This is a genomic window from Streptomyces sp. DSM 42067, assembly GCF_055792885.1.
In genome coordinates, this window is sequence record NZ_CM147706.1 from 6,047,203 (window position 1) to 6,069,600 (window position 22,398).

Consider the following 22,398-nt stretch of genomic DNA (forward strand, 5'->3'; position numbering starts at 1 on the left):
CCACCACGGATCCCGCCGCCCCCCGCACTCCGGTTATCGGTTCGAACGGAAGGCCAGCACAGTGAGTGCCGCCGACATGAAAGCAGCCGAGCCCCCGGTTCCGGGCCTTCGGCAGCCCGAGGAACAGCCGGCGCCCGGCCCTGCGCACGGGACATCCGGCCCTGACACCGCGACGCCGAGTCCTGCGGGAGCCGGTCCACGGAGGAAGAGGAAGGCCGGGGCCCTCCTTCCCTACCTGCTGATAGCTCCCGCCTTCGTCGCGATCGCCGCCGTGTTCGTCTGGCCACTGATCAAGACCGTGATCATGTCCTTCCAGGACGTCGGCCGACGCGAACTGTGGACCGGGGAGCCCGCACCCTGGGTGGGCTTCGAGCAGTTCACCAACATCCTCGGAGACGGGGAGTTCTGGGACGTCGTCTGGCGCACCCTGCTGTTCATGGTGGCCTGCGTCGTGGCCACCATGGGGATCGGGCTCTTCCTCGCCCAGGCCATGCAGCGCATGACGAACTGGGTCAGGCTCGCTCTCACCGGCGCCCTCGTCGCGGCCTGGTCCCTGCCGCTCCTCGTGGCCACCTCGATCTTCCGCTGGTTCGCGGACTCCGACTACGGCGTGGTCAACATGGTGCTGACCAAGTACCTGGGCCTCGACTTCCGCGGCCACAACTGGTGGCTCGACCCCAAGCAGGGCTTCCTGATGATCGGCGCGGTCGTCGTCTGGGGAGCGATCCCGTTCGTTGCCATCACGCTGTACGCCGCGCTCACCCAGGTCCCCAGGGAACTGGAGGAGGCGGCGGCCCTCGACGGGGCCGGTGCCACCGGCGTCTTCCGCTACGTCACCTGGCCGGTCATCAAGCCCGTCTTCCAGATGGTCGCCACGCTCTCGGTGATCTGGGACTTCAACGTGTTCGGCCAGGTCTTCCTGATGCGCGGCAACAAGCCGGAGCCGGAGTACAACCTGCTCGGCCTCTACTCGTACGAGAAGGCCTTCGAGTCCAACTCCTTCAGCCAGGGCGCCGCCATCTCGCTGATCACGGTCCTGCTGCTGTCCGGCATCGCCGTGTACTACCTGCGCCAGCTCCTCAAGATCGGAGAGGTCGAGTGAGCGCCACCGCCCCCACGCGTCCGGGCCAGAGCCCCGCGTACCGCCCAGACCGCAAGAAGAAGAGCCGGCACGCCTACAACCTCGTCGGCCTGGTCGCCTTCGTGGTGATGGCCTTCCCGGTCTACTGGCTGGTGATCAGCGCCCTGCGGCCCAACCACGAGATCCGCAGCTACGACCAGACGCTCTGGCCCAGCTCGATCACGTTCGACAACTTCCGGCGCGCGGTCGACATGCCGAACTTCGGCACGGCGATCCAGTCGAGCCTGATCATCTGTGTCACCGCGGTGGTCGGCGCGATGGTCATGTCGACGATCGCCGCCTTCGCGATCGGCCGCTTCCAGTTCGCGGGACGCAAGGCCTTCATGATCGTGCTGCTCGTGGTGCAGCTGCTGCCGCCCACCGCGCTCCTCATCCCCCTCTACCTCCAGCTCAACGAGCTGGGCGCGCTCAACGAGTACTGGGGCGTCATCATCGTCTACCTGGTCTCCACGCTGCCCTTCGCCACCTGGATGATCCGCGGCTTCGTGATCAACATCCCCAAGGAGCTGGAGGAGTCCGCGATGGTGGACGGCTGCAGCCGGATGCGCGCCTTCTGGCGCGTGATCTTCCCGCTGCTCGCCCCCGGTCTCGCGGCCGCCTCGATCTTCGCGCTCATCAATGCGTGGAACGAGTACCTGCTGGCGTACGTCGTGCTCCAGGACAACGACAAGTACACGCTGAACGTGTGGCTGATGAACTTCACCACCTCGCGCGGCACCGACTACGGCGCGCTGATGGCCGCCTCCACGCTCATCGCCATCCCGGTCGTCGTCTTCTTCATGATCGTCCAGAAGAAGATGGCCGCGGGCCTGACCTCCGGCGCAGTAAAGGGATAACTCCGCCATGACGACACTCGCCCGCGGCACGGCTGCGTCCAATTCGAAGACCGATGGCCTGACCCGCGACGCGCTCACCGTCCTCCAGCCCGGCTTCACCGGCACCAGCGCCCCCGACTGGCTGCTGCGCAGGCTCGGCGAAGGCCTGGCCTCGGTCGGCCTGTTCGGCCGCAACATCGCCTCGCCCGAGCAGCTTGCCGCGCTCACCGCCCAGCTGCGCGCCGAGCGGGACGACCTCCTCGTCGCCATAGACGAGGAGGGCGGCGACGTCACCCGGCTCGAGGTGCGCACCGGCTCCTCGTTCCCCGGCAACCACGCCCTCGGCGCGGTGGACGACGTCCATCTGACCCGTGACGTGGCCGCCGAACTCGGCCGCCGCCTCGCCGCCTGCGGCGTCAACCTCAACTGGGCGCCGTCCGCCGACATCAACTCCAACCCCGCGAACCCCGTCATCGGCGTACGTTCCTTCGGCGCCGACGCGGCCCTCACGGCCCGGCACACCGCCGCGTACGTCGAGGGGCTGCAGTCCGCCGGGGTCGCAGCCTGCACCAAGCACTTCCCGGGGCACGGCGACACCGCGGTCGACTCGCACCACGCGGTGCCGCGCATCGACGCCGACCTCGAAACCCTGCACGCCCGCGAACTCGCCCCGTTCCGGGCCGCGATCGCCGCGGGCACGCGCGCGGTGATGAGCGCCCACATCCTCGTACCGGCCCTGGATCCCGAGCGTCCCGCGACCCTCTCCCGCCGCATCCTCACCGGCCTGCTGCGCGAGGAGCTCGGTTACGACGGGCTCATCGTCACCGACGGCATCGAGATGCAGGCCATCGCCGCGGCCTACGGCATCGAGCGCGGCAGCGTCCTCGCCATCGCCGCCGGCGCCGACGCCATCTGCGTGGGCGGCGGCCTCGCGGACGACGACACAGTGCTGCGGCTGCGCGACGCACTCGTCGATGCGGTACGCGCGGGGGAGCTGCCCGAGGAACGCCTCGCCGACGCGGCCGCGCGTGTGCGCGAGCTGGCGCGGTGGACGGAGGCGGGCTCCCGCGCCGCCGGAGACATCGGGCTGATAGCGGCCCGCCGCGCGCTCACACTGACCCGGTCCGACGCGTACACCCCGGTCACCTCGGCCCCCTATGTCGCCGCGCTCACCCCCGTCGCGAACATCGCGGTCGGTGACGAGACGCCGTGGGGCGTGGCCGCCGAACTTGCACGGCTCCTGCCCGGTACGGAGACGGGCAACTGGTCCGCTCCGGGCGCCGCCGAAGGGGTACTCAGCGCCGCGGGCGACCGCCGCATCGTTGCCGTCGTCCGCGACGAGCACCGGCATCCGTGGATGTCGTCCATCCTCGACACCCTGCTGGCCGCCCGCCCCGACACCATCGTGGTCGAAATGGGCGTCCCCCAGTCCCCACCGCGGGGTGCCCTCCACATCGCCACGCATGGAGCGGCCCGGGTGTGCGGGCGGGCGGCGGCGGAGGTCATCGCGGGGGTGTGAGCGTACGCATCTGCGGGCGGCTCACGCCGGTGACCGGTCCCGGTTCGCGCGGGCCGGGGTGGTCCACGCAGTCCCCGGCGGCCGCAGGCCGGACACCGGCCCTGAAGGGCCGCGAGTCCGCCTGATACCATGCGAGTGGTATAGACCAATCTGGCAGATCGTCACCGGCCGTCTCGACGGGCAGAGCCACCCCCGCCGGGGTGGAATGGACGCGACGACCCCGACCTGGAGGCATCCGCATGACCGCCACCACCCCCGGCCCGCAGAGCGAGCAGCCGGGCCGGACCATGTCCCGCGAGATGGCCGAGCAGCCCGCCGTGCTGCGCCGCATCCTCGAGTCCGGCGCCCCGAAGATCCGCGCGGTCGCCGAACAGGTCGCAGCGAAGAAGCCCCGCTTCGTCCTGCTCACCGCCCGCGGCACCTCGGACAACGCCGCGCTGTACGCCAAGTACCTGCTGGAGATCCGGCTCGGCATCCCCTGCGGCCTGACCTCAATGTCCACGACGACCGCGTACGGCGCCCGCCCGGACCTGACCGATGTCCTGGTCATCACCGTCAGCCAGTCCGGCGGCTCCCCGGACCTCGTGGCCTCCACGAAGGCCGCCCGCGATGCCGGTGCCATCACACTCGCGGTCACCAACAACCCGGACTCGCCGCTGGCGGCCGTCTCCGAGTACCACATCGACATCATGGCCGGCCCCGAGAAGGCGCTCCCCGCGACCAAGACCTACACAGCCTCTCTCCTCGCCCTCTACCTCTTCGTGGAAGGCCTGCACGGCGGCGACGGCTCGGCAGCCAAGCCGCTGCCCGACCTCGCCGACAAGCTGCTGGCGCGCCACGACGAGGTCAAGGCGCTCGCCTCCCGCTACCGTTTCGCCGAGCGCATGGTGATCACCTCCCGCGGCTACGGCTATCCGACGGCGAAGGAAGCCGCGCTCAAGCTGATGGAGACGAGCTACATCCCGGCCCTGTCGTACTCCGGAGCCGACCTCCTGCACGGCCCCCTCGCCATGGTCGACAACATCTCCCCGGTCATCGCGGTGGTGACCGACGGCAAGGGCGGCGAGGCCCTCCAGCCCGTCCTCGACCGGCTGCGCGGACGCGGCGCCGACCTCGTCGTGATCGGCCCGAAGGCCCAGGTCGAGCAGGCGTCGGCCGGCTTCGTCCTGCCGACCGAGGGCGTCGCCGAGGAGGTCCAGCCGATCCTGGAGATCATCCCCCTCCAGCTGCTCGCGTACGAGGTGACGATCGCCCGCGGTCAGGACCCGGACGCCCCGCGCGCCCTGGCGAAGGTGACCGAGACCCGCTGAACCAGGTCCGCGTGAACCGGCCGGCCCCCGCATCCGTGCAGTGTGTGGGAGTGTCGGAGCAGCCTGCGCCGCATGTTCGGGAAAACAACAGCAACTGACATTCCCCAACGCATGGACATCCGATTGTGGTCTAGTCCAGAATTCGGATTGAACCTCCGCCCTCCCCGCACAGGAAGGCGGACCGAGGAACCGGGCTCTCTGCCCTGACTGCTCCGGCTCCTCATCCCTCGGCCGTCCGGGACCGCACACCCGCCGGCCGGTATTGCTCCGGGCTGCGGTGCCGGGAGGGTTGAGGGTCCCTTCCAGCGCCGCGGCCCGCGGGTGTCTCCGGGCCAGGTGACGCGGGTGTCCGCGGGCACGATGGGCTGCGCCGGGCGCATGTCCTGGGCACCCGATCCGCCAGGTACGCTCGCAGACGTGCCCTCCATGAACGAGCTCGTCCGCCAGCACACAGCCCTCTCCGACACGGATCTCGAGTGGCTGCATCTGCTGGTCTCGGAGTGGCAGCTGCTCTCCGACCTCTCGTTCGCCGACCTCGTCCTGTGGGTGCCCACCCGGGACGGCGCGCGCTATGTGTCCGTCGCCCAGATGCGGCCCAACACCGGCCCCACCTCCTACCAGGACGACATGGTCGGCCACCTCGTCCCGCGCGGCCGCCGCCCTCTGCTCGACGCCGCGCTCGACGAGGGCCGCATCGTGCGCGAGGGCGACCCGGAGTGGCGCGAGGAGGTGCCGGTACGGGTCGAGTCGATCCCCGTACGCCGTGAGGGCCGCGTCCTCGGCGTCATCGCCCGCAACACCAACCTGCTCACCGTCCGCACCCCCTCTCGCCTCGAACTCACGTACCTCCAGAGCGCATCCGACCTGGCCCAGATGATCGCCGCCGGGTCCTTCCCGTTCCCCGACCAGCAGGTCGACATGGACGCCTCGCCGCGCGTCGGCGACGGCCTCATCCGGCTCGACGCGGACGGCATCGTCCAGTACGCCTCGCCGAACGCCCTGTCCGCGTACCACCGCCTCGGCCTCGCCGTCGACCTCGTCGGCCACCACCTCGGCATGACCACCGCCGAACTCGCCCCGTCCCGCGGGCCCGTGGACGAGGCCCTGTCGAAGGTCGCCAGCGGCTGGGCGCCCCGCGAGTTCGAGATCGAGGGCGACGACGGCGTCATCCAGGTCCGGGCCATCCCACTCAAGCCCAAGGGCACCCGCATCGGTTCGCTCGTCCTGCTGCGCGACGTCACCGAACTGCGCCGCCGCGAACGCGAGTTGATCACCAAGGACGCGACCATCCGGGAGATCCACCACCGGGTGAAGAACAACCTGCAGACCGTCGCCGCCCTGCTGCGCCTGCAGGCCCGCCGCATCGACTCCGACAAGGGCCGCGAGGCCCTCGAAGAGGCCGTACGCCGCGTCGGCTCCATCGCCATCGTCCACGAGACGCTGTCCCAGAACCTGGACGAGCGCGTGGAGTTCGACGAGATCGCCGACCGTGTGCTGGCGATGGTCGCGGAGATCTCACCCGGCAAGGTCACCGGCCGGCGCACCGGCCGCTTCGGGATCCTGGACGCCGAGGTCGCAACCCCGCTGTCGATGGTCCTCACGGAGATCCTGCAGAACGCCCTGGAGCATGGCTTCCGCCCGGGCGACCACGGCACGGTCGAGGTCACGGCGGTACGCGGTGGAACCACGCGCGAATCCCGGCTGCTCATCACCGTCCAGGACAACGGAGTCGGCCTGCCCGAGGGCTTCGATCCGCAGCGGTCCGGAAACCTGGGTCTCCAGATCGTCCGCACCCTGGTCGAGGGCGAGCTGGGCGGGACCTTCGACATGGTCCCGGCCCCCGAGCGCGGCACCCAGGTGATCCTGGACATCCCGGTCCGCGCGAGAAGCAGCCGTGCGGCGCCGAACCGAGCAGCCCACGCCGAGAAGTAGCCGGCTCGGGCCGGGAGCAGCCCACGCCGGCAACGGCAGGCGGGCCGGCACAGCAGTGAGCCCCGGACCGAATCGGTCCGGGGCTCACTTCACGCTGCTTTCGGGGCACCACCCGGGCTGGGCCTGGGGGAGCACAAGATACTGCGCGCTGCGGCTCGGGGGCGGGAGATGCGTACTCGCTGTACGCGCCGCCGGGCCGAGGCTCGTACGGGGCGTGGGCGTCAGGCGCTGGCCTGGCGCGCCCGGTTGCGGGCGGCGCGGCGCTTCATAGCGCGACGCTCGTCCTCGCTGAGGCCACCCCAGACACCGGAGTCCTGGCCGGACTCGAGCGCCCACTGCAGACACTGCTCAACAACAGGGCAGCGACGGCAGACGGCCTTGGCTTCCTCGATCTGCAGCAGCGCAGGACCGGTGTTGCCGATGGGGAAGAACAGCTCGGGGTCTTCCTCGCGGCAAACGGCGTTGTGACGCCAGTCCATGGCTGCTACCTCTCTTGGTATTACGTCAAGTTGCTTGTGAATGTGAACGCTTTCACGAATCCCCCAACAAGTGAAGGCCTACCGCCAGGTTCCCGGCGTGGTCCTGTGGATTGAGGAGGGGTTCGGGCTCTCTACTGGGGCCTGTGTTGCGGCCGTCTCGAGCGCCATGTAGAGATTCGCAAACCTCGGCGGCGGATACAACCCCCTGCGAGAAGTTTTTTTTGATTCCTCGGTGTCGACTAGGTCACAGCCGTACTTCCATGGGGTGGATCCCTGCCTAAACGTTCGAGTGAAAGGACTTTAGGCCCTTCCGCTCACACAATCACACGCAGTGCACGGCGTACGCCTGTGAACGTCACGCTCGTCCGCAGTCCCAGGTGGTCGCCGTCCATCTGAAGGGGCAGCGGCACCTTCGAATGCAAGGTGAAGTCCGTCAGGTCGTGCAGCGAGACCGCATGCTTGCCCTTGGGGCCGCGCTCGGGGGACGAAGTAAGCAATTGCGTGGCATACCGGGCGACCGCGCCGGTTGACAGCTTGCTCAGTCCGAGGACGTCCAGTCCGGTGTCGAACGAAGCTCTGGGGGACGCATAGACCGGGCGGGTGCCCAGGAATGTCCACGGGGAGGTGTTGCAGACTATCGACAGCACAAGATCGGTCACCGGATCCTCACCCGGCCGTTCCAGGGTGATCACGCCGTGCCGGCGGTGCGGCTCGTCAAGGAACTGGCGTACCACCTGGCGCAGGTAGAGGGCGTGCGTGGAACGCCTGCCGCGCTCTCGCTGCTGCTCGACCCTGCCGATCACGCTCGCGTCGAAGCCGAGCCCCGCACAGAACGTGAACCAGCGACCGGGGACGGCCTCGTCCGCCGTGCCGGGCGTGCCCGCCGCGAGGCCCAGACCGACCGTGCGCTCGCTGCCCTCGCGCAGCGCGTCGAGCAGGGCGCCGGTGGCCTCCACGGCGTCGTTCGGCAGGCCCAGGGCGCGCGCGAAGACGTTGGTGGATCCGCCGGGGACGACGGCGAGGCGGGGGAGGCGGTCCGGATCGGGGCCGTGGTGCAGCAGGCCGTTGACGACCTCGTTGACCGTGCCGTCCCCGCCGAGCGCGACGACCAGGTCGACGTCCGTGCTCTCCGCGGCCTGCCGGCCGACGTCCCGGGCGTGCCCGCGGTACTCCGTGGTGACCGCCTCGAGCTTCATCTCGCTCGCGAGTGCGTGGATCAGCACATCACGTGTCCGTGCACTGGTGGTGGTTGCCGCCGGATTGACCACGAGGAGTGCACGCATGCGAAAGAGAGTACCTACCGGGTGGTACTAAACCCAGACCGGTGTCCGGTACCGAGGTCCTGGCCGTCTGCGGCCGGGGCTAGTCTGCTGGGGTGAGCTCAGGACAGACCCCCATTCCCGACGTCACCGAGGCAGGGCCCCGCCCCGGACGGCTGACCGCCGCGGCGGTCCTTGCCGCGCTGGAGGGTGTGGCGCTCGTCGCCGCGGGTGTGTATCTGCTCGTCAGGGGGTTCACGAGTGACGCGGACAGCGTCTCGCAAGCCGCGACCGGCGGGGTCACGCTCATCGTCCTCGCGCTGCTGCCCCTGCTCGCGGCGCGCGGCCTGCTGCAGCAGCGCAGCTGGAGCCGGGGGCCGGCGATCATCACGCAGATCATGGCGCTGCCGGTGGCATGGACGCTGCTGCAGGCCGACAGCCTGGCGATCCCCGCCGGGATCGCCCTGGGCGTCGTGGCGGTGACCGCCTTGGTCCTGCTGGTGAACCCGGCGACCACCCGGGCGCTCGGCATCCGGGGGCCCGGCGGCGGCGAGGAGCCGAAGCAGCCGCCGGGGCCGAAGAAGTAGGCGAAACGTCGGTCGGGGGTTCCGGGAACGGTCCCCGCGGACCCGCCCTACCCCCGGCGGCCTCCTCGCCTACTCCTTCACGAGCAGCTTCTCCTCCACGAGAGCTACTCCTCCACGAGCAGCTTCTCCTCCACGAGAGCTACTCCTCCACGAGCAGCTTCTCCCGCAGCTGAGCCAGCGTGCGGGCCAGCAGCCGCGACACGTGCATCTGGGAGATGCCGACCTCCTGAGCGATCTGCGACTGGGTCATGTTGCCGAAGAAGCGCAGCAGCAGGATCCGCTTCTCGCGGGGCGGCAGGTCCTCCAGGAGCGGCTTGAGCGACTCGCGGTACTCGACGCCCTCCAGCGCCTCGTCCTCCGCGCCCAGCGTGTCCGCGACGGCCGGGGACTCGTCGTCCGTGTCCGGGACGTCCAGCGACAGCGTGGAGTACGCATTGGCGGACTCCAGGCCCTCCAGGACCTCCTCCTCGGAGATCGCCAGTTTCTCGGCGAGCTCGTGCACCGTGGGGGAGCGGCCGTGCAGCTGGGAGAGCTCGGCGGTGGCCGTGGTCAGCGACAGCCGCAGCTCCTGCAGCCGCCGCGGGACCCGTACCGCCCATCCCTTGTCGCGGAAGTGCCGCTTGATCTCGCCGACGACCGTGGGGGTCGCATACGTGGAGAACTCCACGCCGCGCTCCGGGTCGAAGCGGTCCACGGACTTGATGAGGCCGATCGTGGCGACCTGGGTGAGGTCGTCCAGCGGTTCGCCGCGGTTGCGGAAGCGGCGGGCGAGGTGCTCGACGAGCGGCAGGTGCATGCGGACCAGCTGGTTGCGCAGTTCCGCGTACTCGGGCGATCCCTCCGGGAGCTTGCGCAGCTCTACGAACATCACCCGCGCACCGCTGCGGTCCTGCGGATCGTGCTGGATGTGCGGTGCGCGCTGCGCTCCCTGCTCGGCCTCGTGCACGTGCTCGCTCATGTATCCCGCCCTCCCCCAGCCGCCGCCGGGAGGTACCCCCGTCTCGCCGTCCCGGCCGGAGAGCGCCTCGCGCTCGTCCTCGCCGACGGCCTCTGCCCGCTTCGACGCATCCGCCGCGGCGTCCACCGCCGAGGAGTCGTCGGTCGGTGTGCCGTCGGCGAAGGAGTCGTCCTCGGGATGCGGCCGCGCCTGCTGCTCGGGGATGCCGGCTCCCGGAGCGCGCGTCGGCTCCGCCGGAACCGCACGCCCCTCGGCCGGCTTCCTGCCCCGGCTGCCGGTGTTCTCGCCCGGAAGTCCCCGGATCCCGCGCTCTTCGTCCCGCACCGGTCCGTCCCCGTCCCTCACGCCGGCCCGGGTCCCGCGCCGCGCTGTTTGTAGAGGCTGATCGCAACGGTCTTGTCGTCGGCGACCGAGGAATCGACCTTCCCGGCCAGGGCCGACAGCACCGTCCAGGCGAAGGTGTCGCGCTCGGGTGCCCTGCCGTCGGTGGTGGGAGCCGAGACCGTCACCTCGAGCGAGTCGTCCACGAGCCGGAAGACGCAGCTGAGCACGGAGCCGGGAACGGCCTGCTGCAGCAGGATCGCGCAGGCCTCGTCGACCGCGATGCGGAGGTCCTCGATCTCGTCCAGGGTGAAGTCCAAGCGCGCCGCGAGGCCGGCCGTGGCCGTCCGCAGCACCGACAGGTAGGCACCCGCAGCCGGCAGCCGGACTTCCACGAAGTCCTGGGTCGCGGGCTCGCCTGCGATCTGGGACACCCTCACCTCCAAGGTGATTCCGAGCTTTCCGGGGGCCGAGGGCGGCCCCCCGGAGTAACGCGATACATGGTTCAGCGGTGACGCTATCGCGCCTCCAAGTTCCCTGTCCCGAGGACCTCCTCCCCTGCTGTCACTCATAGTAAGCCCATGAGTACGCACAGTGGCTAGGGGTCTGCGGGCCCAATTGGGAAGAGCGCGCGCCGGTTTGACGTACCCAGGCCCTGGACGGTCGAACCGTCCTGATCCACTTCAGACGAGCACCCCGTCCGCAAAGCACCAGCGCCGGCTTTCACCGGGCTCGAGGGTACGCAGGGGCAGCGCTGACGGCTCGGGGCGCGGCAGCTCTGCGACGTGCAGGCGCTCGTTCATGCTGGCAAGGTTACGACGCCCGTGAGGAAAGCTGTGGGGAAGCGGAGGGCCGTGCCTGACCAGCAGTTCCGATCGCGATCTGCGGGCGCTGCCGGCGGTTTTCGTAGCGTTGTCGTTCCGTTACGCACTGTTCGTGCCCTGTTTGGCGGCTGCTCGCTGAACGTCCGGGGGACTCAGGGGAAAGGGCGTCCCGTGATGACGGCGGTCACCGTGGTTCCCTGCGCGAAGGCCCCCTCTTCGGCGAGGGTGACAAGTCCGTACAGCATCTTGGCGACATAGAGACGTTCGACGGGCAGACCGTGCCGGTCCTCGAAGTCCCTGGCGAACGCTTCGAGTTCCGGGGTGGTGCGGGCGTAACCGCCGAAGTGGAAACGGTCGTCGAGGGACCAGTCGCCGCGCCGGCCGCCGAAGGCCTGTTCCTGCAGCGCCCGTATCTCGTCGGTCAGGAAGCCGCCCTTGAGTACGGGTATGCCCAGTGCGCGCTGTCCGGGGCCGAGTCCGGCTGCCAGTCCGGCGAGGGTGCCGCCGGTGCCGCAGGCGACGGCGACGACGTCTGCGTGGCCGCGCAGCTCCTGGCCGAGCGCTGTGCAGCTCTGCACGGCGCGGGAGTTGCTTCCTCCCTCGGGGACGACATAGGCGACCCCGACGTCGCGCAGGATCGTGGCCAGGACGTCCGGTTCACTCTTGCGCCGGTACGTCGATCTGTCGATGAAACGCAGACGCATGCCGTCGGCCGCGCACCGGGACAGGGACGGGTTGAGGGGCTGGCCTGCCAGTTCCTGCCCCCGTACCACGCCGATCGTGGGCAGACCCAGCAGTCGGCCCGCCGCGGCGGTGGCACGGAGGTGATTGGAGTACGCGCCGCCGAATGTCACGATCGTCCGGCCCGCGGCCGCCCGGAGGTTCGGCTCCAGCTTGCGCCACTTGTTGCCGATCAGGTCCGGGTGGATCAGATCGTCCCGCTTGAGCAGCAGCCGCAGCCCGCGGCGCGCGAATCGCTCGTCCTCGACCGTCTGCAACGGCGACGGCAGCCGCGGCCGCAGGGCGGCGGGGCCGACTGCGGCCGGGCTGCCTGTTGCGGGGCTGAGTGCTGCGGCGCTGTCAGGGCTGGTCACCGGTCCATTGTCGGTCGGTCGCCGCGAAGAGCGCGTCGGGGCCTGGGTGCCCGTCGCGCGGCCGCCCGAGGCGCTGTGCCCGCCGGCGGCCGCTCGCCCGCAGAGGTCACTTCAGGCGGTCGCGGATGCGCTCCCGCATCGCGTTCATCGTGAAGCCGCGCGGATCCGACTTGCCCGGCTGCCATTCGAGGTGGCCGATGACCGAGCGCTCCGTCCAGCCGTGGTGGCGGCAGATCGCGGCCGCCGCCTTCTCGATGGCTTCCAGCTGCGCCTCGGGCCACGGATCCTCGCCGTCGCCGAGGTTCTCGCACTCGAAACCGTAGAAGTGCCGGTTGCCGTCGGTGTTCGCCTCGTTGTCCGACGGGAGGGTCTTCTCGGCGATGACGGCGCGCAGTACGTCGTCGTCGCCCAGTCCCGCGTGGTTGGCACGTCCGTAGCCGACGAGGTGGATCCGGCCGTCCTTGGTGATGACGCCGTGGCACAGCGGACCCGGCAGGCCCGCGTAGCCCTCGCGGCAGATGCGGACGGTGCGCTCGCTGCCCGAGGTGACGGTGTGGTGGATCATCACGCCGTGCACCGGTCCCCAGGGGCCCTTGTGGTTGCGGTTGTGGTCGCGCCAGTCGCCGACCTCGACGACGGTCAGGCCCTCGTCTCTGAGGGCGTCCAGAAACGTGCTCGCGGGCATGGGTGGGGCCATGCCGCCTCCTTTGCGGTGGGGGTACCTCCCGGGCCCCTGAGGCGCTGAGGGGCCCTGCGTGTGCGGGTGATGTGCCCGCGTTCACGATGATCCATTCCCGCTCTTTTGTGTAATGGTATCGATACCTTGCGTGATGAAAGTCTCGTGTGTGCAGGCAGTGCAGGTCGGCGCACCATCGGGAGGGCACAGTCATGTCGGTAGGCGAAGAGGTCCGCGGGGAGCAGAGCAGGTCGCAGCAGAGTCTCGGCGCAGCGGCCGCGCGGAACCTGGCCACCACCACCAAGTCCGCGCCTCAGATGCAGGAGATCAGCTCACGCTGGCTGCTGCGCATGCTGCCGTGGGTGAATGTGCAGGGCGGTACGTACCGCGTGAACCGCCGTCTGAGCTATTCCGTCGGCGACGGCCGGGTGACGTTCGTGAAGACCGGTGACAGCGTGCAGGTCATCCCCGCCGAGCTCGGCGAACTGCCCGTCCTGCGGGCGTACGAGGACCAGGAGGGCCTCGCCGAGCTCGCCCGGCGCTGCCGGCAGCGGGAGTTCGCCCCGGGAGAGGTGCTCGCGTCGTTCGGCAGCCAGGCCGACGAAGTGTTCCTGCTGGCACACGGCAGGATCGAGAAAATCGGCACCGGCCCCTATGGCGATGACGCCGTCCTCGGAGTCCTCGCCGACGGGGCGTACTTCGGGGAGCAGGCGCTCATCGACGCCGACGCGATGTGGGAGTACACCGCCCGCGCGGTGACGGCCTGCACCGTGCTCACCCTGTCGCACCAGGACCTCGAGCAGGTCGCCGAGCGCACCGAGTCGTTGCGCGAGCACCTGCGGCGGCTCCGCTCGCTGCCGCGGCAGCGCACCAACAAGTACGGAGAGGCGCCCATCGACCTCTCCGCCGGACATGTGGGCGAGGCGGTGCTGCCCGGCACGTATGTCGACTACGAGCCGGCGCCTCGGGAGTACGAACTGAGCGTCGCCCAGACCGTTCTGCGCATCCACACGCGCGTGGCCGACCTCTACAACCAGCCGATGAACCAGACGGAACAGCAGTTGCGGCTCACCGTCGAGGCGCTGAAGGAGCGCCAGGAGCACGAGCTCGTCAACCACCGGGAGTTCGGGCTGCTGCACAACTGCGAGTACGACCAGCGGCTGCAGCCGCACGACGGCGTGCCCAGTCCGGACGACATGGACGAACTGCTCAGCCGCAGGCGCGGATCCAAGCTGTTCCTCGCCCACCCGCGCGCGATCGCGGCGTTCGGCCGCGAGTGCAACAAGCGCGGCCTGGTGCCCGAGAGCATCGACATCGGCGGCAACCGGATCCCCACCTGGCGCGGTGTGCCGATCTTCCCCTGCAACAAGATCCCGGTGACCGAGGCCAGGACCACCTCGATCATCTGCATGCGTACGGGAGAGGACGAGCAGGGCGTCATCGGCCTGCACCAGCCGGGCATCCCGGACGAGATCGAGCCCAGCCTCTCCGTGCGGTTCATGGGCATCAGCGAGCAGGCGATCATCTCCTACCTGGTCACGACGTACTACTCGGCGGCCGTGCTGGTGCCCGACGCCCTGGGGGTCCTGGAGAACGTGGAGATCGGCCGCTGGCGGTGACGTCCCGCGTGGGCAGGCCCTGTGTACGGGCGCCGGAGTGTGATCCGGCCGGTGTGCGGGTCCCGTCCATGTGTACGAACGTCATCGCCTAGGCTGCAACCGCCGCTGTGCTGAGGCGGGTTGAGGGTTGCTCCGATGGGCCGGAGTGACTCGCGTGGGGACGAGACGAAGGGCGGGCAGGGGCATGGGCGTGGCGATCCGGAGGGCCGTCGAGAGCGACCGCGAGGCCGTCACCCGGCTGCTGGACGAGGCGTTCCAGGACGACCCGGTCAGCAGCTGGGTCTTTCCCGACGCGGACCACCGCCGCCGCACCCACCACAAGCTGATGGGGGCCTTTCTCGACCTCGTGCTGAGCGAGGGGCGCGTGGACCTCACGGAGGACGGCCAGGCCGCCGCGCTGTGGCTCTCCGTGCCCGCCGGCGAACCCGCGGATCACGAGGGTGGCGTATCCGGGGACCACAAGGCCGAGGATGACGGTCCCGCGCAGATGCGAGAGGCCGTCGACCCGGACAACGAACGGGTCGAGCTGGTCGGCAGGCTGACCGGAGCCGTCCACCCGACCGGACCGGCCCACGAGTACCTGCTGCTGATAGCCGTGACGCCCGAGCGCCAGGGTGAAGGGCTCGGCACGGCGCTCATCGAGTCCGTGCTCGACCGCTGCGACCGCGAGGGGCTCCCCGCCTATCTGGAGGCGAGCAGCGCGCGCAGCCGCCGCCTGTACGAGCGGCTGGGCTTCGCCTTCACCGGGCGCCAGGTCGACCTGCCGGACGGCCCGCAGATGTGGCCGATGTGGCGCGAGCCGGGGACGACGCCTGCGGTGAGCTGAGGCGGTGCCCGTGGGCACTCCCGCCTCGCTGCCCACTGCGAGGAAGGTGAGCCCGCGCGCACCCTCGTGCGCCAGTACCTCCACGGCGGCGTCCACGAGTGCCGCCCTCCGCTGTCTTCGCCGAGGGCCGCCGGGTTGCTTCGACACCGTCATCCAGGGCCGGGCCGGCTACGGCCTTGCTCTGGACGCCAAGATCACCGGCCCGTACGGGAACATGCGCGAGTACGTCGCCTCGCCCACCCTCACCCGGTCGCCGCATCCGAACGTGCAGATGTGGGCGGACGACGTGGTGGGCAAGGTCCATGAGCTGAATCCGGGGGACAGCGGGTTCGGCATCTGGCTGTGCGGGGGCGCGACCCCTTGCGGGTGAGCTGTTCGCCGAGGTGGACGAGCTGGTCGTCACGACCTGTCCCGTCGTCCTCGGTTCCGGCATGCCGATCTTCAGGTCGGGGTTCGCCGTGGACGAGTTCGCTCTCGACTCGGTGCAGGCGTTCGACGACGGCGTACCCGTACGGACGTACAGCAGAAAGCGGTGGCTGCTTCCCGGGGGCCGGGCCGCGCGGACCGCCCTATGGTGGAGGCATGGGCATCGAAGGGCGCCGGTCCGGCCGCCGCCCGCGGAGCGAGGAGTACGTCTGCCCCGTCTGCGGACAGCCCGTCGGCACGGTCATTCACAGGCGCAAGATTCTGGGCGCGTTCGTCCCCGTGTGGGGTCCGGGACCGTGCCGCAATCCCGACTGCTCGGCCTACGAGGAGCCGGTGGATGCGGCCCACGGCGCAGGGGCCCGGCGGTCGTACCGGGAGCACCCGCGAACGGCCTGGCCCCCAGCGACGGGCAGTATTACGGCCGTGGGCGCGCGCCCGGCAGCGGGCAGGGCGGCAGCGGAAGGCCGTAGCAAGGACGCGGCAGGCCGTACAGAGGACCGGGGCCGGCCCGACATGGAGGGCCTGGACGACCAGGCCGGAGCCGCGGGCGGCGGCGTGCGGGGTGGCCGTGTCGGCCCGCGCGGCGACCAGGACGTCCCGATGAAGGACAGTCCCCCGGACGGCCGACAGGGATAGCCCCAGCCCCGCGCCCCCGCGGCGGGACCGACGGCGGTGAGCAGGGCGCTGACCATCCCGGCGGCCACCTGCCAGGCCATCCTGGAGACGCGATATCTGCTGGCCCGGGCAGCCCGGCTGCTCTAGCGTGCCGCCATGCCAGAACTCGTGCACCTCACCGAACGCGCCCTGTGGGACGCGGCCCAGCGGACCGGCGCGTACGAAATCTCCACGCGCGGCCGCACGCTCGGCGAAGAGGGCTTCATCCACTGCTCGCTGCGCCACCAACTCCCGAGTGTGGCTTCCTTCCTGTACGGGGCGTACACCGGCCCCGACGAACTCGTCCTCCTGGTCATCGACAGCGACCGCCTCACGGCGCCCGTGCGCTACGAGGCCCCAGAGCCCGGCGCCGAGGAGTTTCCGCACATTTACGGCCCTGTCCCGGTGGACGCCGTCGTCAGGGTCGAGCCGTGGACGGCCGACGCGCAGGACGCGTGAGGCCGCGGACCGCGCATAGGCCGGGACCCTATCCGGGCAGGCCGCCGGTCTCCGGGGCACGCCCCGTCAGGCAGTAGATCGCGCCGGCCGGATCCCGCATCACGGTCCAGTGTGTGCCCTGCCCCACGAGCGTGGCTCCGTGCTCCTCGTGCCAGGCACGGGTCGCCGCGATGTCGGAGCAGGCGAGGTCGAGGTGCGCGGAGGTCGGCCGGTCGGTGCCGAGTCGCTGCAGCAGGATGCGGACGGGCAGTTCCGGGCCCGGTCTCACCACGTGGAACTCCGGCAGGGAGCCCGGGCGCGACTCCCATCCGGTGAGAGCGGCCCAGAACGCAACCTCGGCGTCGTACACGCTCGGCGCCAGGTCGATGCACACCTGGTCGAGACGGCTGTACGACCCGTCGGGACCGGCGACCACGGGCGGCCGCACCTGCTCGCCGTGGAACGGAACCGCGCAGAACAACTGACCGCCGGGTGACCGCAGCACCGCCCAGCCCTCGTGCTCGGCGACCACCGAGGCACCGAGGCGCACCGCGTCCTTCACAAGGCCCGCGACGTCCTCGACGGCCAGATCGAGATGCGCACCGCCGGGCCCCTCCTCGACCCCCTGCGCCTTCAGGCACGCATCGGCGCCGTCCGCCAGGAGGGTCACGAACTCGTCTCGCTCACCGCGGAATTCGGACAGACGAGTGCCGGTGACGGCGGTCCAGAACGCACAGGCCCGGCCGAACCGCTCAGCGGGCCGGTCGATGAAGGCATGGGTCCAGCGGATCACTTGGCTGTTCGGCATGGTTCCTCAACGTGTTCCGGCGCGGCGTCGTGACGGGCCTGTGCCTGCGCGGGGTCGGTGATGTCGGTCGGGACCGCGAGGGCGTCGTCCAGTTCAGCGCTCAGGGCGGTCAGGCGGTCGGCTCGGCGGGCGGCCAGGACCGCCAGCGCACCGGCGGGCGTGATGCCGCCGGATATCCCCGCGGCGATCGTCACGCCGGCCGGATCAGGCTTGCGCACAGGCGAGTTGCTTGAGCGAGCGTCAAGCAGGTCCAGCGAGTCCTCGGCGACGCGGCCGCAGTCATCACGTTGCGGATCTACGCCTACCTGTGGCCGGGCGAAGAAGACCGCACCCGGACCGTCATGGACGCCATGCTCGGCGGCCTGCGGACCGGGTGCGGGCAGAAAGACCAGGCGACCAAAGAAATCGCAGGTCAAGCAGCATGATCGAAGATCAGGCCTTCTTGGTCTCCCAGAAGATCTTGTCGATCTGGGCGATGTAGTCCAGCGCCTTCTGGCCGGTGGCCGGGTCCGTCGACGCCTTGGCGGCCGAGAGGGCCTTCAGGGCGTCGTTGACCAGCTGGTGCAGCTCCGGGTACTTCTCGAAGTGCGGGGGCTTGAAGTAGTCGCTCCACAGCACCGAGACGTGGTGCTTGGCGAGCTCGGCGCGCTGCTCCTTGATGACGGTGGCGCGGGCCTGGAAATGCGGGTCGTCGTTGGCCGCCATCTTCTCCTGGACGGCCTTGACCGACTCCGCCTCGATGCGGGCCTGGGCCGGGTCGTACACACCGCAGGGCAGGTCGCAGTGCGCACTGGCCTTCAGCTTGGGGGCAAACAGGCGGGAGAGCATGGATGCTGTCCTTCCTCGTGATCGTCTTCTCAGGTGGGACATTACTCCGTGGAAGACGGGTTTTCGCGAGTGCCCCCATGGGCTTAGGACAAAAGTCCGGGGCCAGACTGGGACTGGTGAAGGATGGAACCGGAACGCAACCGGAACGTAGGCCGAGCGGAACCGGAGGTTTTCTGATGCCTGAGACGGCAGCGGAGGGGCGGGAGGCACGCGTGCCGTTCCAACTGATCGAGGTGGACGGGCCGTCGATGGTGCCCACACTCAACCCGGGGGACTGGATGCTGGTCCAGTACGGCGCCCGGGTCCGGCCGGGCGCCGTGGTGATCCTGCGGCACCCGTTCCAGCAGGACCTGCTGGTCGTCAAGCGCGTGGTCGAGCGCCGCGACGACGGCTGGTGGGTGCTCGGCGACAACCCGTTCTCGCCGGGCGGGGACAGCACGGTCTACGGTGCCGTGCCCGACGAGCTCGTCCTCGCGACGGTGCGGGCGCGCTTCCGGCCGCGCAGCCGGGAGGAGGGCGAGGGTCAGCGGTCCGTCCCCGCGCTGATCTCGTGGGCTTTCTCCGCACTGCGGCCGGTGCTCTCGGACCGGTCCGCCTCCAAGCGCTTGCGGGCGCGGTAGGCCGCCACATTGGCCCGGGTCGCGCAGCGGTCCGAGCAGTACCGCCGTGAGCGGTTCGTGGACGTGTCGAGGTAGGCGTTGCGGCACGGTGCTGCCTCGCACAGGCCGAGGCGGTCGACGCCGTACGACGTGAGGTGGAAGGCGAGCCCCATCGCGGCGATCGCCGCATAGCCGGCGGTCGCGTTGGACGGATGGTCCGCGAGGTGCATGTGCCACAGGGGGCGGCCGTCGTCGTCCCGATGGTCGTGTCCGGAGATCTGAGGGCTGACCGGGAACTCGAGCAGCAGCGAGTTCAGCAGGTCGACGGCCAGCGTCTCGTCGCCGCTGTCCGCCGCCTCGAAGACCGCCCGCAGCCGCGCCCGTACGGAGCGGAAGCGCGTCACATCCGCGTCCGTGGCGCGCCGGGCCGCGGACGCATTGACGCCGAAGAGGGCCCGGACGGCCTCCACAGAGGTCAGCGAGTCCTTGTTGCGACCGGGCTCCTCGCTGTTGACCAGGCGCACGGCGTAGTCCGAGTAATAGGCGAGTTCCACTTGTAGTCCTTACGGGGGCGGTCTATCTTCAGGCGGGCACGAGTAACAGCTGCGCGCGATTCGAGGGTATTACGCAGGGGAGGGGCTCGGATGACGGAGACCACGGCCGGTGCCGACTGGCGCGCCTGGCAGGAGAGCTGGGACCGGCAGCAGGAGTGGTACATGCCGGACCGCGAGGAGCGGTTCCGGGTGATGCTGGACATGGTCGAGGCGACGGTCGGCACCGCGCCGCGCGTACTGGACCTCGCATGCGGTACGGGGAGTATCACAAGCCGGCTGCTCGAGAGGTTCCCGAACGCCGTCAGCACGGGCGTCGACCTCGACCCGGCCCTGCTCGCCATCGCCGAGGGCACCTTCGCGGGCGACGACCGCGCCACCTTCGTCACCGCCGACCTCAAGGGCCCGCAGTGGACGGGCAGGCTGCCGTACGAGACATACGACGCCGTCCTCACCGCCACCGCCCTCCACTGGCTGCACAAGGAGCCCCTCGCCGCGCTCTACGGCCAGATCGCCGGCCTCGTCCGCGAGGGCGGCGTCTTCATGAACGCGGACCACATGATCGACGAGTCCACGCCGCGGATCAACGCCGCCGAGCGCGCCCACCGGCACGCGCAGATGAAACGCGCAAAGGCGGCCGGCGCCCTCGACTGGACCGAATGGTGGGCGCTCGCCGCCGAGGACCCGGTGCTGGCCGAGCCGACCGCGAAGCGGTTCGAGATCTACGGTGAGCACGCCGACGGCGAGACACCCTCCGCGGACTGGCACGCGCGCGTGCTGCGCGACAAGGGCTTCGGGGAGGCGCGGGCGGTGTGGCGCTCGCCCTCTGACGCTCTGGTGCTGGCGCTGAAGTAAGCACCCCGGCAACCTCGGTTGAGGCGGTACGAAAATTCGTACCGCCTCTTCTGCGTGAGTCGCTGTCATAGCCCCCGATGCGCGAAAGGGGCGGTACGAGGATCCCGTACCGCCCCTTGTCGTACGTACCGTTACAGCACCTTGGACAGGAACGACTGCGTCCGCTCGTGCTGCGGGTTCGTCAGGACGTCGCGCGGGTTGCCGGACTCGACGACCACGCCGCCGTCCATGAAGACGAGGCTGTCGCCGACCTCGCGCGCGAAGCCCATCTCGTGCGTGACGACGACCATCGTCATGCCGGACTCGGCGAGGTCGCGCATGACGTCGAGGACGTCTCCGACGAGCTCCGGGTCGAGCGCGGAGGTCGGCTCGTCGAAGAGCATCAGCTTCGGGTCCATCGCCAGCGCACGGGCGATGGCCACGCGCTGCTGCTGGCCGCCGGAGAGCTGCGACGGGTAGTTCCCGGCCTTGTCGGCGAGGCCGACGCGGTCCAGGAGCTGCATCGCCTGCTCCTTGGCCTGAGCCTTGCTCGTGCCCTTGACCTGGACCGGCGCTTCCATGACGTTCTCCACGGCCGTCATGTGCGGGAACAGGTTGAAGCGCTGGAAGACCATGCCGATGTTCCGGCGCTTCATGGCGACCTCGCGGTCGCGCAGCTCGTAGAGCTTGTCGCCCTGCTGCCGGTAGCCGACCAGGTCGCCGTCGACGTAGAGCCGGCCGGCGTTGATCTTCTCCAGGTGGTTGATGCACCTCAGGAACGTCGACTTGCCGGAGCCCGACGGGCCGATGAGGCAGAACACCTCGCCGGACTTCACCTCGAGGTCGATGCCCTTGAGGACCTCGACGTGACCGAAGGACTTGTGGACGCCCTCGGCCTTCACCATGGCGTGGGAGGACTGCTTCATGCCGTGACTCCCTTCGGGCGGCGCGCGGGCAGGACGGCGGCCTTGAGGCGCTGGAGCGGCGTCGGGGGCAGGGTACGGCTCGAACCGCGGGCGTAGTACCGCTCGATGTAGTACTGCCCGACGCTCAGGAGCGACGTCATGATCAGGTACCAGGCGGCGGCGAGGAAGTACATCTCCACCGTGGAGCCCGCGTTCTGACCGATGTCCTGGGCTGCCTTGAACAGGTCGAGGAACTGCACCGCCGAGACGAGCGAGGTCGTCTTCAGCATGTTGATGACCTCGTTGCCCGTCGGCGGCACGATCACGCGCATCGCCTGCGGGATCACGATCCGGCGCAGTGTCTTGGGGTGGCTCATGCCCAGCGCGTGCGAGGCCTCGGTCTGGCCCTCGTCCACGGAGAGCAGACCGGCGCGGCAGATCTCGGCCATGTACGCGGCCTCGTTGAGTCCCAGGCCGAGCAGCGCCGTCAACAGCGGCGTCATGAACGAGGACCAGTAGTCCTTGTAGACAGGGCCGAGGTTGATGTACTCGAAGACCAGGCCGAGGTTGAACCATACGAAGAGCTGGACCAGGACCGGCGTGCCGCGGAAGAACCAGATGTAGAACCACGCGATCGACGAGGTCACCGGGTTCTTCGACAGACGCATCACGGCGAGCAGGATGCCGCCCGCGATGCCGATCACCATGGACAGCACGGTGAGCAGGAGGGTGTTGACGACGCCGTCGATGATGCGGTCGTCGAAGAAGTAGTCGGGGATCGCGCCCCAGTTGATCTTGCCTTGCGCGAAGGCGTAGACGATCGAGCCGAAGAGGGCGAGTGCGATGGCCGCGGACACGTAGCGCCCGAGGTGCCGGACCGGAATGGCCTTGATGGCCTCCGGTCCGGCAGGGGGTGTCGCGTCGGCGGGACCGTCCGTCTTGTTGACGTCAACAGTCACGGGTGGAGCCTTTCAGAGCCGAGTGGAACCGGACCG

At 69.9% G+C, this 22,398-nt stretch carries 23 protein-coding genes and 2 pseudogenes; 14 read left to right on the top strand and 11 right to left on the bottom strand.

Annotated elements, in window-relative coordinates; genetic code table 11:
* The first annotated feature begins 61 nt into the window (after positions 1-61).
* The 5 genes from ACSMXV_RS27635 to ACSMXV_RS27655 all read left to right on the top strand — a co-directional run bounded on the left by ACSMXV_RS27635 (position 62) and on the right by ACSMXV_RS27655 (position 6,717).
* The gene (locus tag ACSMXV_RS27635) at positions 62-1,102 is read left to right on the top strand and encodes a carbohydrate ABC transporter permease (RefSeq protein WP_473173914.1); all 1,041 of its coding nucleotides are present in this window, start codon (positions 62-64) and stop codon (positions 1,100-1,102) included.
* Positions 1,099-1,977, top strand: coding sequence for a carbohydrate ABC transporter permease (locus ACSMXV_RS27640; RefSeq protein ID WP_473173915.1), 879 nt, complete (start codon positions 1,099-1,101; stop codon positions 1,975-1,977). The genes ACSMXV_RS27635 and ACSMXV_RS27640 overlap by 4 nt, the downstream gene beginning before the upstream one ends.
* A gap of 7 nt (positions 1,978-1,984) precedes the next feature.
* Positions 1,985-3,475, top strand: a complete 1,491-nt coding sequence (locus ACSMXV_RS27645; protein ID WP_473173916.1) for a glycoside hydrolase family 3 protein — start codon at positions 1,985-1,987, stop codon at positions 3,473-3,475.
* 239 nt (positions 3,476-3,714) lie between these two features.
* Positions 3,715-4,785: an SIS domain-containing protein gene (locus ACSMXV_RS27650; protein WP_473173917.1), complete on the top strand. Its 1,071-nt coding sequence runs from the start codon at positions 3,715-3,717 to the stop codon at positions 4,783-4,785.
* 426 nt (positions 4,786-5,211) lie between these two features.
* Entirely contained in the window at positions 5,212-6,717 is a 1,506-nt protein-coding gene (locus ACSMXV_RS27655; RefSeq protein WP_473179087.1) for a sensor histidine kinase, read from the top strand.
* 221 nt (positions 6,718-6,938) lie between these two features.
* On the opposite strand, the gene ACSMXV_RS27660 is transcribed toward ACSMXV_RS27655, so the two are convergent.
* Complete coding sequence (locus ACSMXV_RS27660) at positions 6,939-7,196, bottom strand: WhiB family transcriptional regulator (RefSeq protein ID WP_040248489.1); 258 nt, start codon at positions 7,194-7,196, stop codon at positions 6,939-6,941.
* A gap of 314 nt (positions 7,197-7,510) precedes the next feature.
* The gene (locus ACSMXV_RS27665) at positions 7,511-8,479 is read right to left on the bottom strand and encodes a diacylglycerol/lipid kinase family protein (protein ID WP_473173918.1); all 969 of its coding nucleotides are present in this window, start codon (positions 8,477-8,479) and stop codon (positions 7,511-7,513) included.
* A 92-nt stretch (positions 8,480-8,571) separates the two neighbouring features.
* On the opposite strand from ACSMXV_RS27665, the gene ACSMXV_RS27670 reads away from it, so the two are divergent.
* Positions 8,572-9,042 carry a hypothetical protein gene (locus tag ACSMXV_RS27670; RefSeq protein ID WP_473173919.1) on the top strand — a complete coding sequence of 157 codons (471 nt, stop codon included), beginning with the start codon at positions 8,572-8,574 and terminating at the stop codon, positions 9,040-9,042.
* Positions 9,043-9,181: 139 nt separating this feature from the next.
* Here ACSMXV_RS27670 and ACSMXV_RS27675 read toward each other — a convergent pair whose 3' ends face one another.
* The 4 genes from ACSMXV_RS27675 to ACSMXV_RS27690 all read right to left on the bottom strand — a co-directional run bounded on the left by ACSMXV_RS27675 (position 9,182) and on the right by ACSMXV_RS27690 (position 12,936).
* Positions 9,182-10,345 (bottom strand): RNA polymerase sigma factor SigF, encoded by a 1,164-nt coding sequence (locus ACSMXV_RS27675; protein ID WP_473173920.1) that lies wholly within the window; start codon positions 10,343-10,345, stop codon positions 9,182-9,184.
* Positions 10,342-10,755: an ATP-binding protein gene (locus ACSMXV_RS27680; RefSeq protein ID WP_067277722.1), complete on the bottom strand. Its 414-nt coding sequence runs from the start codon at positions 10,753-10,755 to the stop codon at positions 10,342-10,344. The genes ACSMXV_RS27675 and ACSMXV_RS27680 overlap by 4 nt, the downstream gene beginning before the upstream one ends.
* 542 nt (positions 10,756-11,297) lie before the next feature.
* Entirely contained in the window at positions 11,298-12,239 is a 942-nt protein-coding gene (locus ACSMXV_RS27685) for a 1-aminocyclopropane-1-carboxylate deaminase/D-cysteine desulfhydrase (RefSeq protein ID WP_473173921.1), read from the bottom strand.
* A gap of 106 nt (positions 12,240-12,345) precedes the next feature.
* The gene (locus ACSMXV_RS27690; RefSeq protein WP_181655421.1) at positions 12,346-12,936 is read right to left on the bottom strand and encodes an N-acetylmuramoyl-L-alanine amidase; all 591 of its coding nucleotides are present in this window, start codon (positions 12,934-12,936) and stop codon (positions 12,346-12,348) included.
* 191 nt (positions 12,937-13,127) lie between these two features.
* Between ACSMXV_RS27690 and ACSMXV_RS27695 the strand changes: the two genes are divergently transcribed.
* The 5 genes and pseudogenes from ACSMXV_RS27695 (at position 13,128) to ACSMXV_RS27715 (ending at position 16,899) form a co-directional block, all read left to right on the top strand.
* Positions 13,128-14,534 (top strand): family 2B encapsulin nanocompartment shell protein, encoded by a 1,407-nt coding sequence (locus tag ACSMXV_RS27695; RefSeq protein ID WP_473173922.1) that lies wholly within the window; start codon positions 13,128-13,130, stop codon positions 14,532-14,534.
* A 184-nt stretch (positions 14,535-14,718) separates the two neighbouring features.
* Positions 14,719-15,360 carry a GNAT family N-acetyltransferase gene (locus ACSMXV_RS27700; protein ID WP_473173923.1) on the top strand — a complete coding sequence of 214 codons (642 nt, stop codon included), beginning with the start codon at positions 14,719-14,721 and terminating at the stop codon, positions 15,358-15,360.
* 139 nt (positions 15,361-15,499) lie between these two features.
* A pseudogene (locus ACSMXV_RS27705) lies at positions 15,500-15,893 on the top strand (dihydrofolate reductase family protein); the annotation flags it as partial.
* Positions 15,894-15,942: 49 nt separating this feature from the next.
* Entirely contained in the window at positions 15,943-16,422 is a 480-nt protein-coding gene (locus ACSMXV_RS27710) for a hypothetical protein (protein WP_473179241.1), read from the top strand.
* A 135-nt stretch (positions 16,423-16,557) separates the two neighbouring features.
* Positions 16,558-16,899, top strand: coding sequence for a DUF952 domain-containing protein (locus tag ACSMXV_RS27715; protein ID WP_181655424.1), 342 nt, complete (start codon positions 16,558-16,560; stop codon positions 16,897-16,899).
* A gap of 28 nt (positions 16,900-16,927) precedes the next feature.
* On the opposite strand, the gene ACSMXV_RS27720 is transcribed toward ACSMXV_RS27715, so the two are convergent.
* On the bottom strand, positions 16,928-17,686 hold the full coding sequence (locus ACSMXV_RS27720; RefSeq protein ID WP_473173924.1) for a VOC family protein: 759 nt from the start codon (positions 17,684-17,686) through the stop codon (positions 16,928-16,930).
* 233 nt (positions 17,687-17,919) lie between these two features.
* On the opposite strand from ACSMXV_RS27720, the pseudogene ACSMXV_RS27725 reads away from it, so the two are divergent.
* A pseudogene (locus tag ACSMXV_RS27725) lies at positions 17,920-18,111 on the top strand (tyrosine-type recombinase/integrase); the annotation flags it as partial.
* A gap of 7 nt (positions 18,112-18,118) precedes the next feature.
* On the opposite strand, the gene sodN reads toward ACSMXV_RS27725, so the two are convergent.
* Positions 18,119-18,514: a superoxide dismutase, Ni gene (sodN, locus tag ACSMXV_RS27730; RefSeq protein WP_181655426.1), complete on the bottom strand. Its 396-nt coding sequence runs from the start codon at positions 18,512-18,514 to the stop codon at positions 18,119-18,121.
* Between the two features lie 176 nt (positions 18,515-18,690).
* On the opposite strand from sodN, the gene sodX reads away from it, so the two are divergent.
* Entirely contained in the window at positions 18,691-19,134 is a 444-nt protein-coding gene (gene sodX, locus ACSMXV_RS27735) for a nickel-type superoxide dismutase maturation protease (RefSeq protein WP_473173925.1), read from the top strand.
* Here sodX and ACSMXV_RS27740 read toward each other — a convergent pair.
* Positions 19,038-19,667 (bottom strand): CGNR zinc finger domain-containing protein, encoded by a 630-nt coding sequence (locus ACSMXV_RS27740; RefSeq protein WP_473173926.1) that lies wholly within the window; start codon positions 19,665-19,667, stop codon positions 19,038-19,040. The genes sodX and ACSMXV_RS27740 overlap by 97 nt on opposite strands.
* A 90-nt stretch (positions 19,668-19,757) precedes the next feature.
* Between ACSMXV_RS27740 and ACSMXV_RS27745 the strand changes: the two genes are divergently transcribed.
* A complete protein-coding gene (locus tag ACSMXV_RS27745; RefSeq protein ID WP_473173927.1) occupies positions 19,758-20,519 on the top strand; it encodes a class I SAM-dependent methyltransferase in 762 nt (253 codons plus the stop codon).
* Positions 20,520-20,650: 131 nt separating this feature from the next.
* On the opposite strand, the gene ACSMXV_RS27750 is transcribed toward ACSMXV_RS27745, so the two are convergent.
* Complete coding sequence (locus ACSMXV_RS27750; protein WP_473179088.1) at positions 20,651-21,403, bottom strand: amino acid ABC transporter ATP-binding protein; 753 nt, start codon at positions 21,401-21,403, stop codon at positions 20,651-20,653.
* Positions 21,404-21,420: 17 nt separating this feature from the next.
* On the bottom strand, positions 21,421-22,362 hold the full coding sequence (locus ACSMXV_RS27755; RefSeq protein WP_473173928.1) for an amino acid ABC transporter permease: 942 nt from the start codon (positions 22,360-22,362) through the stop codon (positions 21,421-21,423).
* Between the last annotated feature and the right edge of the window lie 36 nt (positions 22,363-22,398).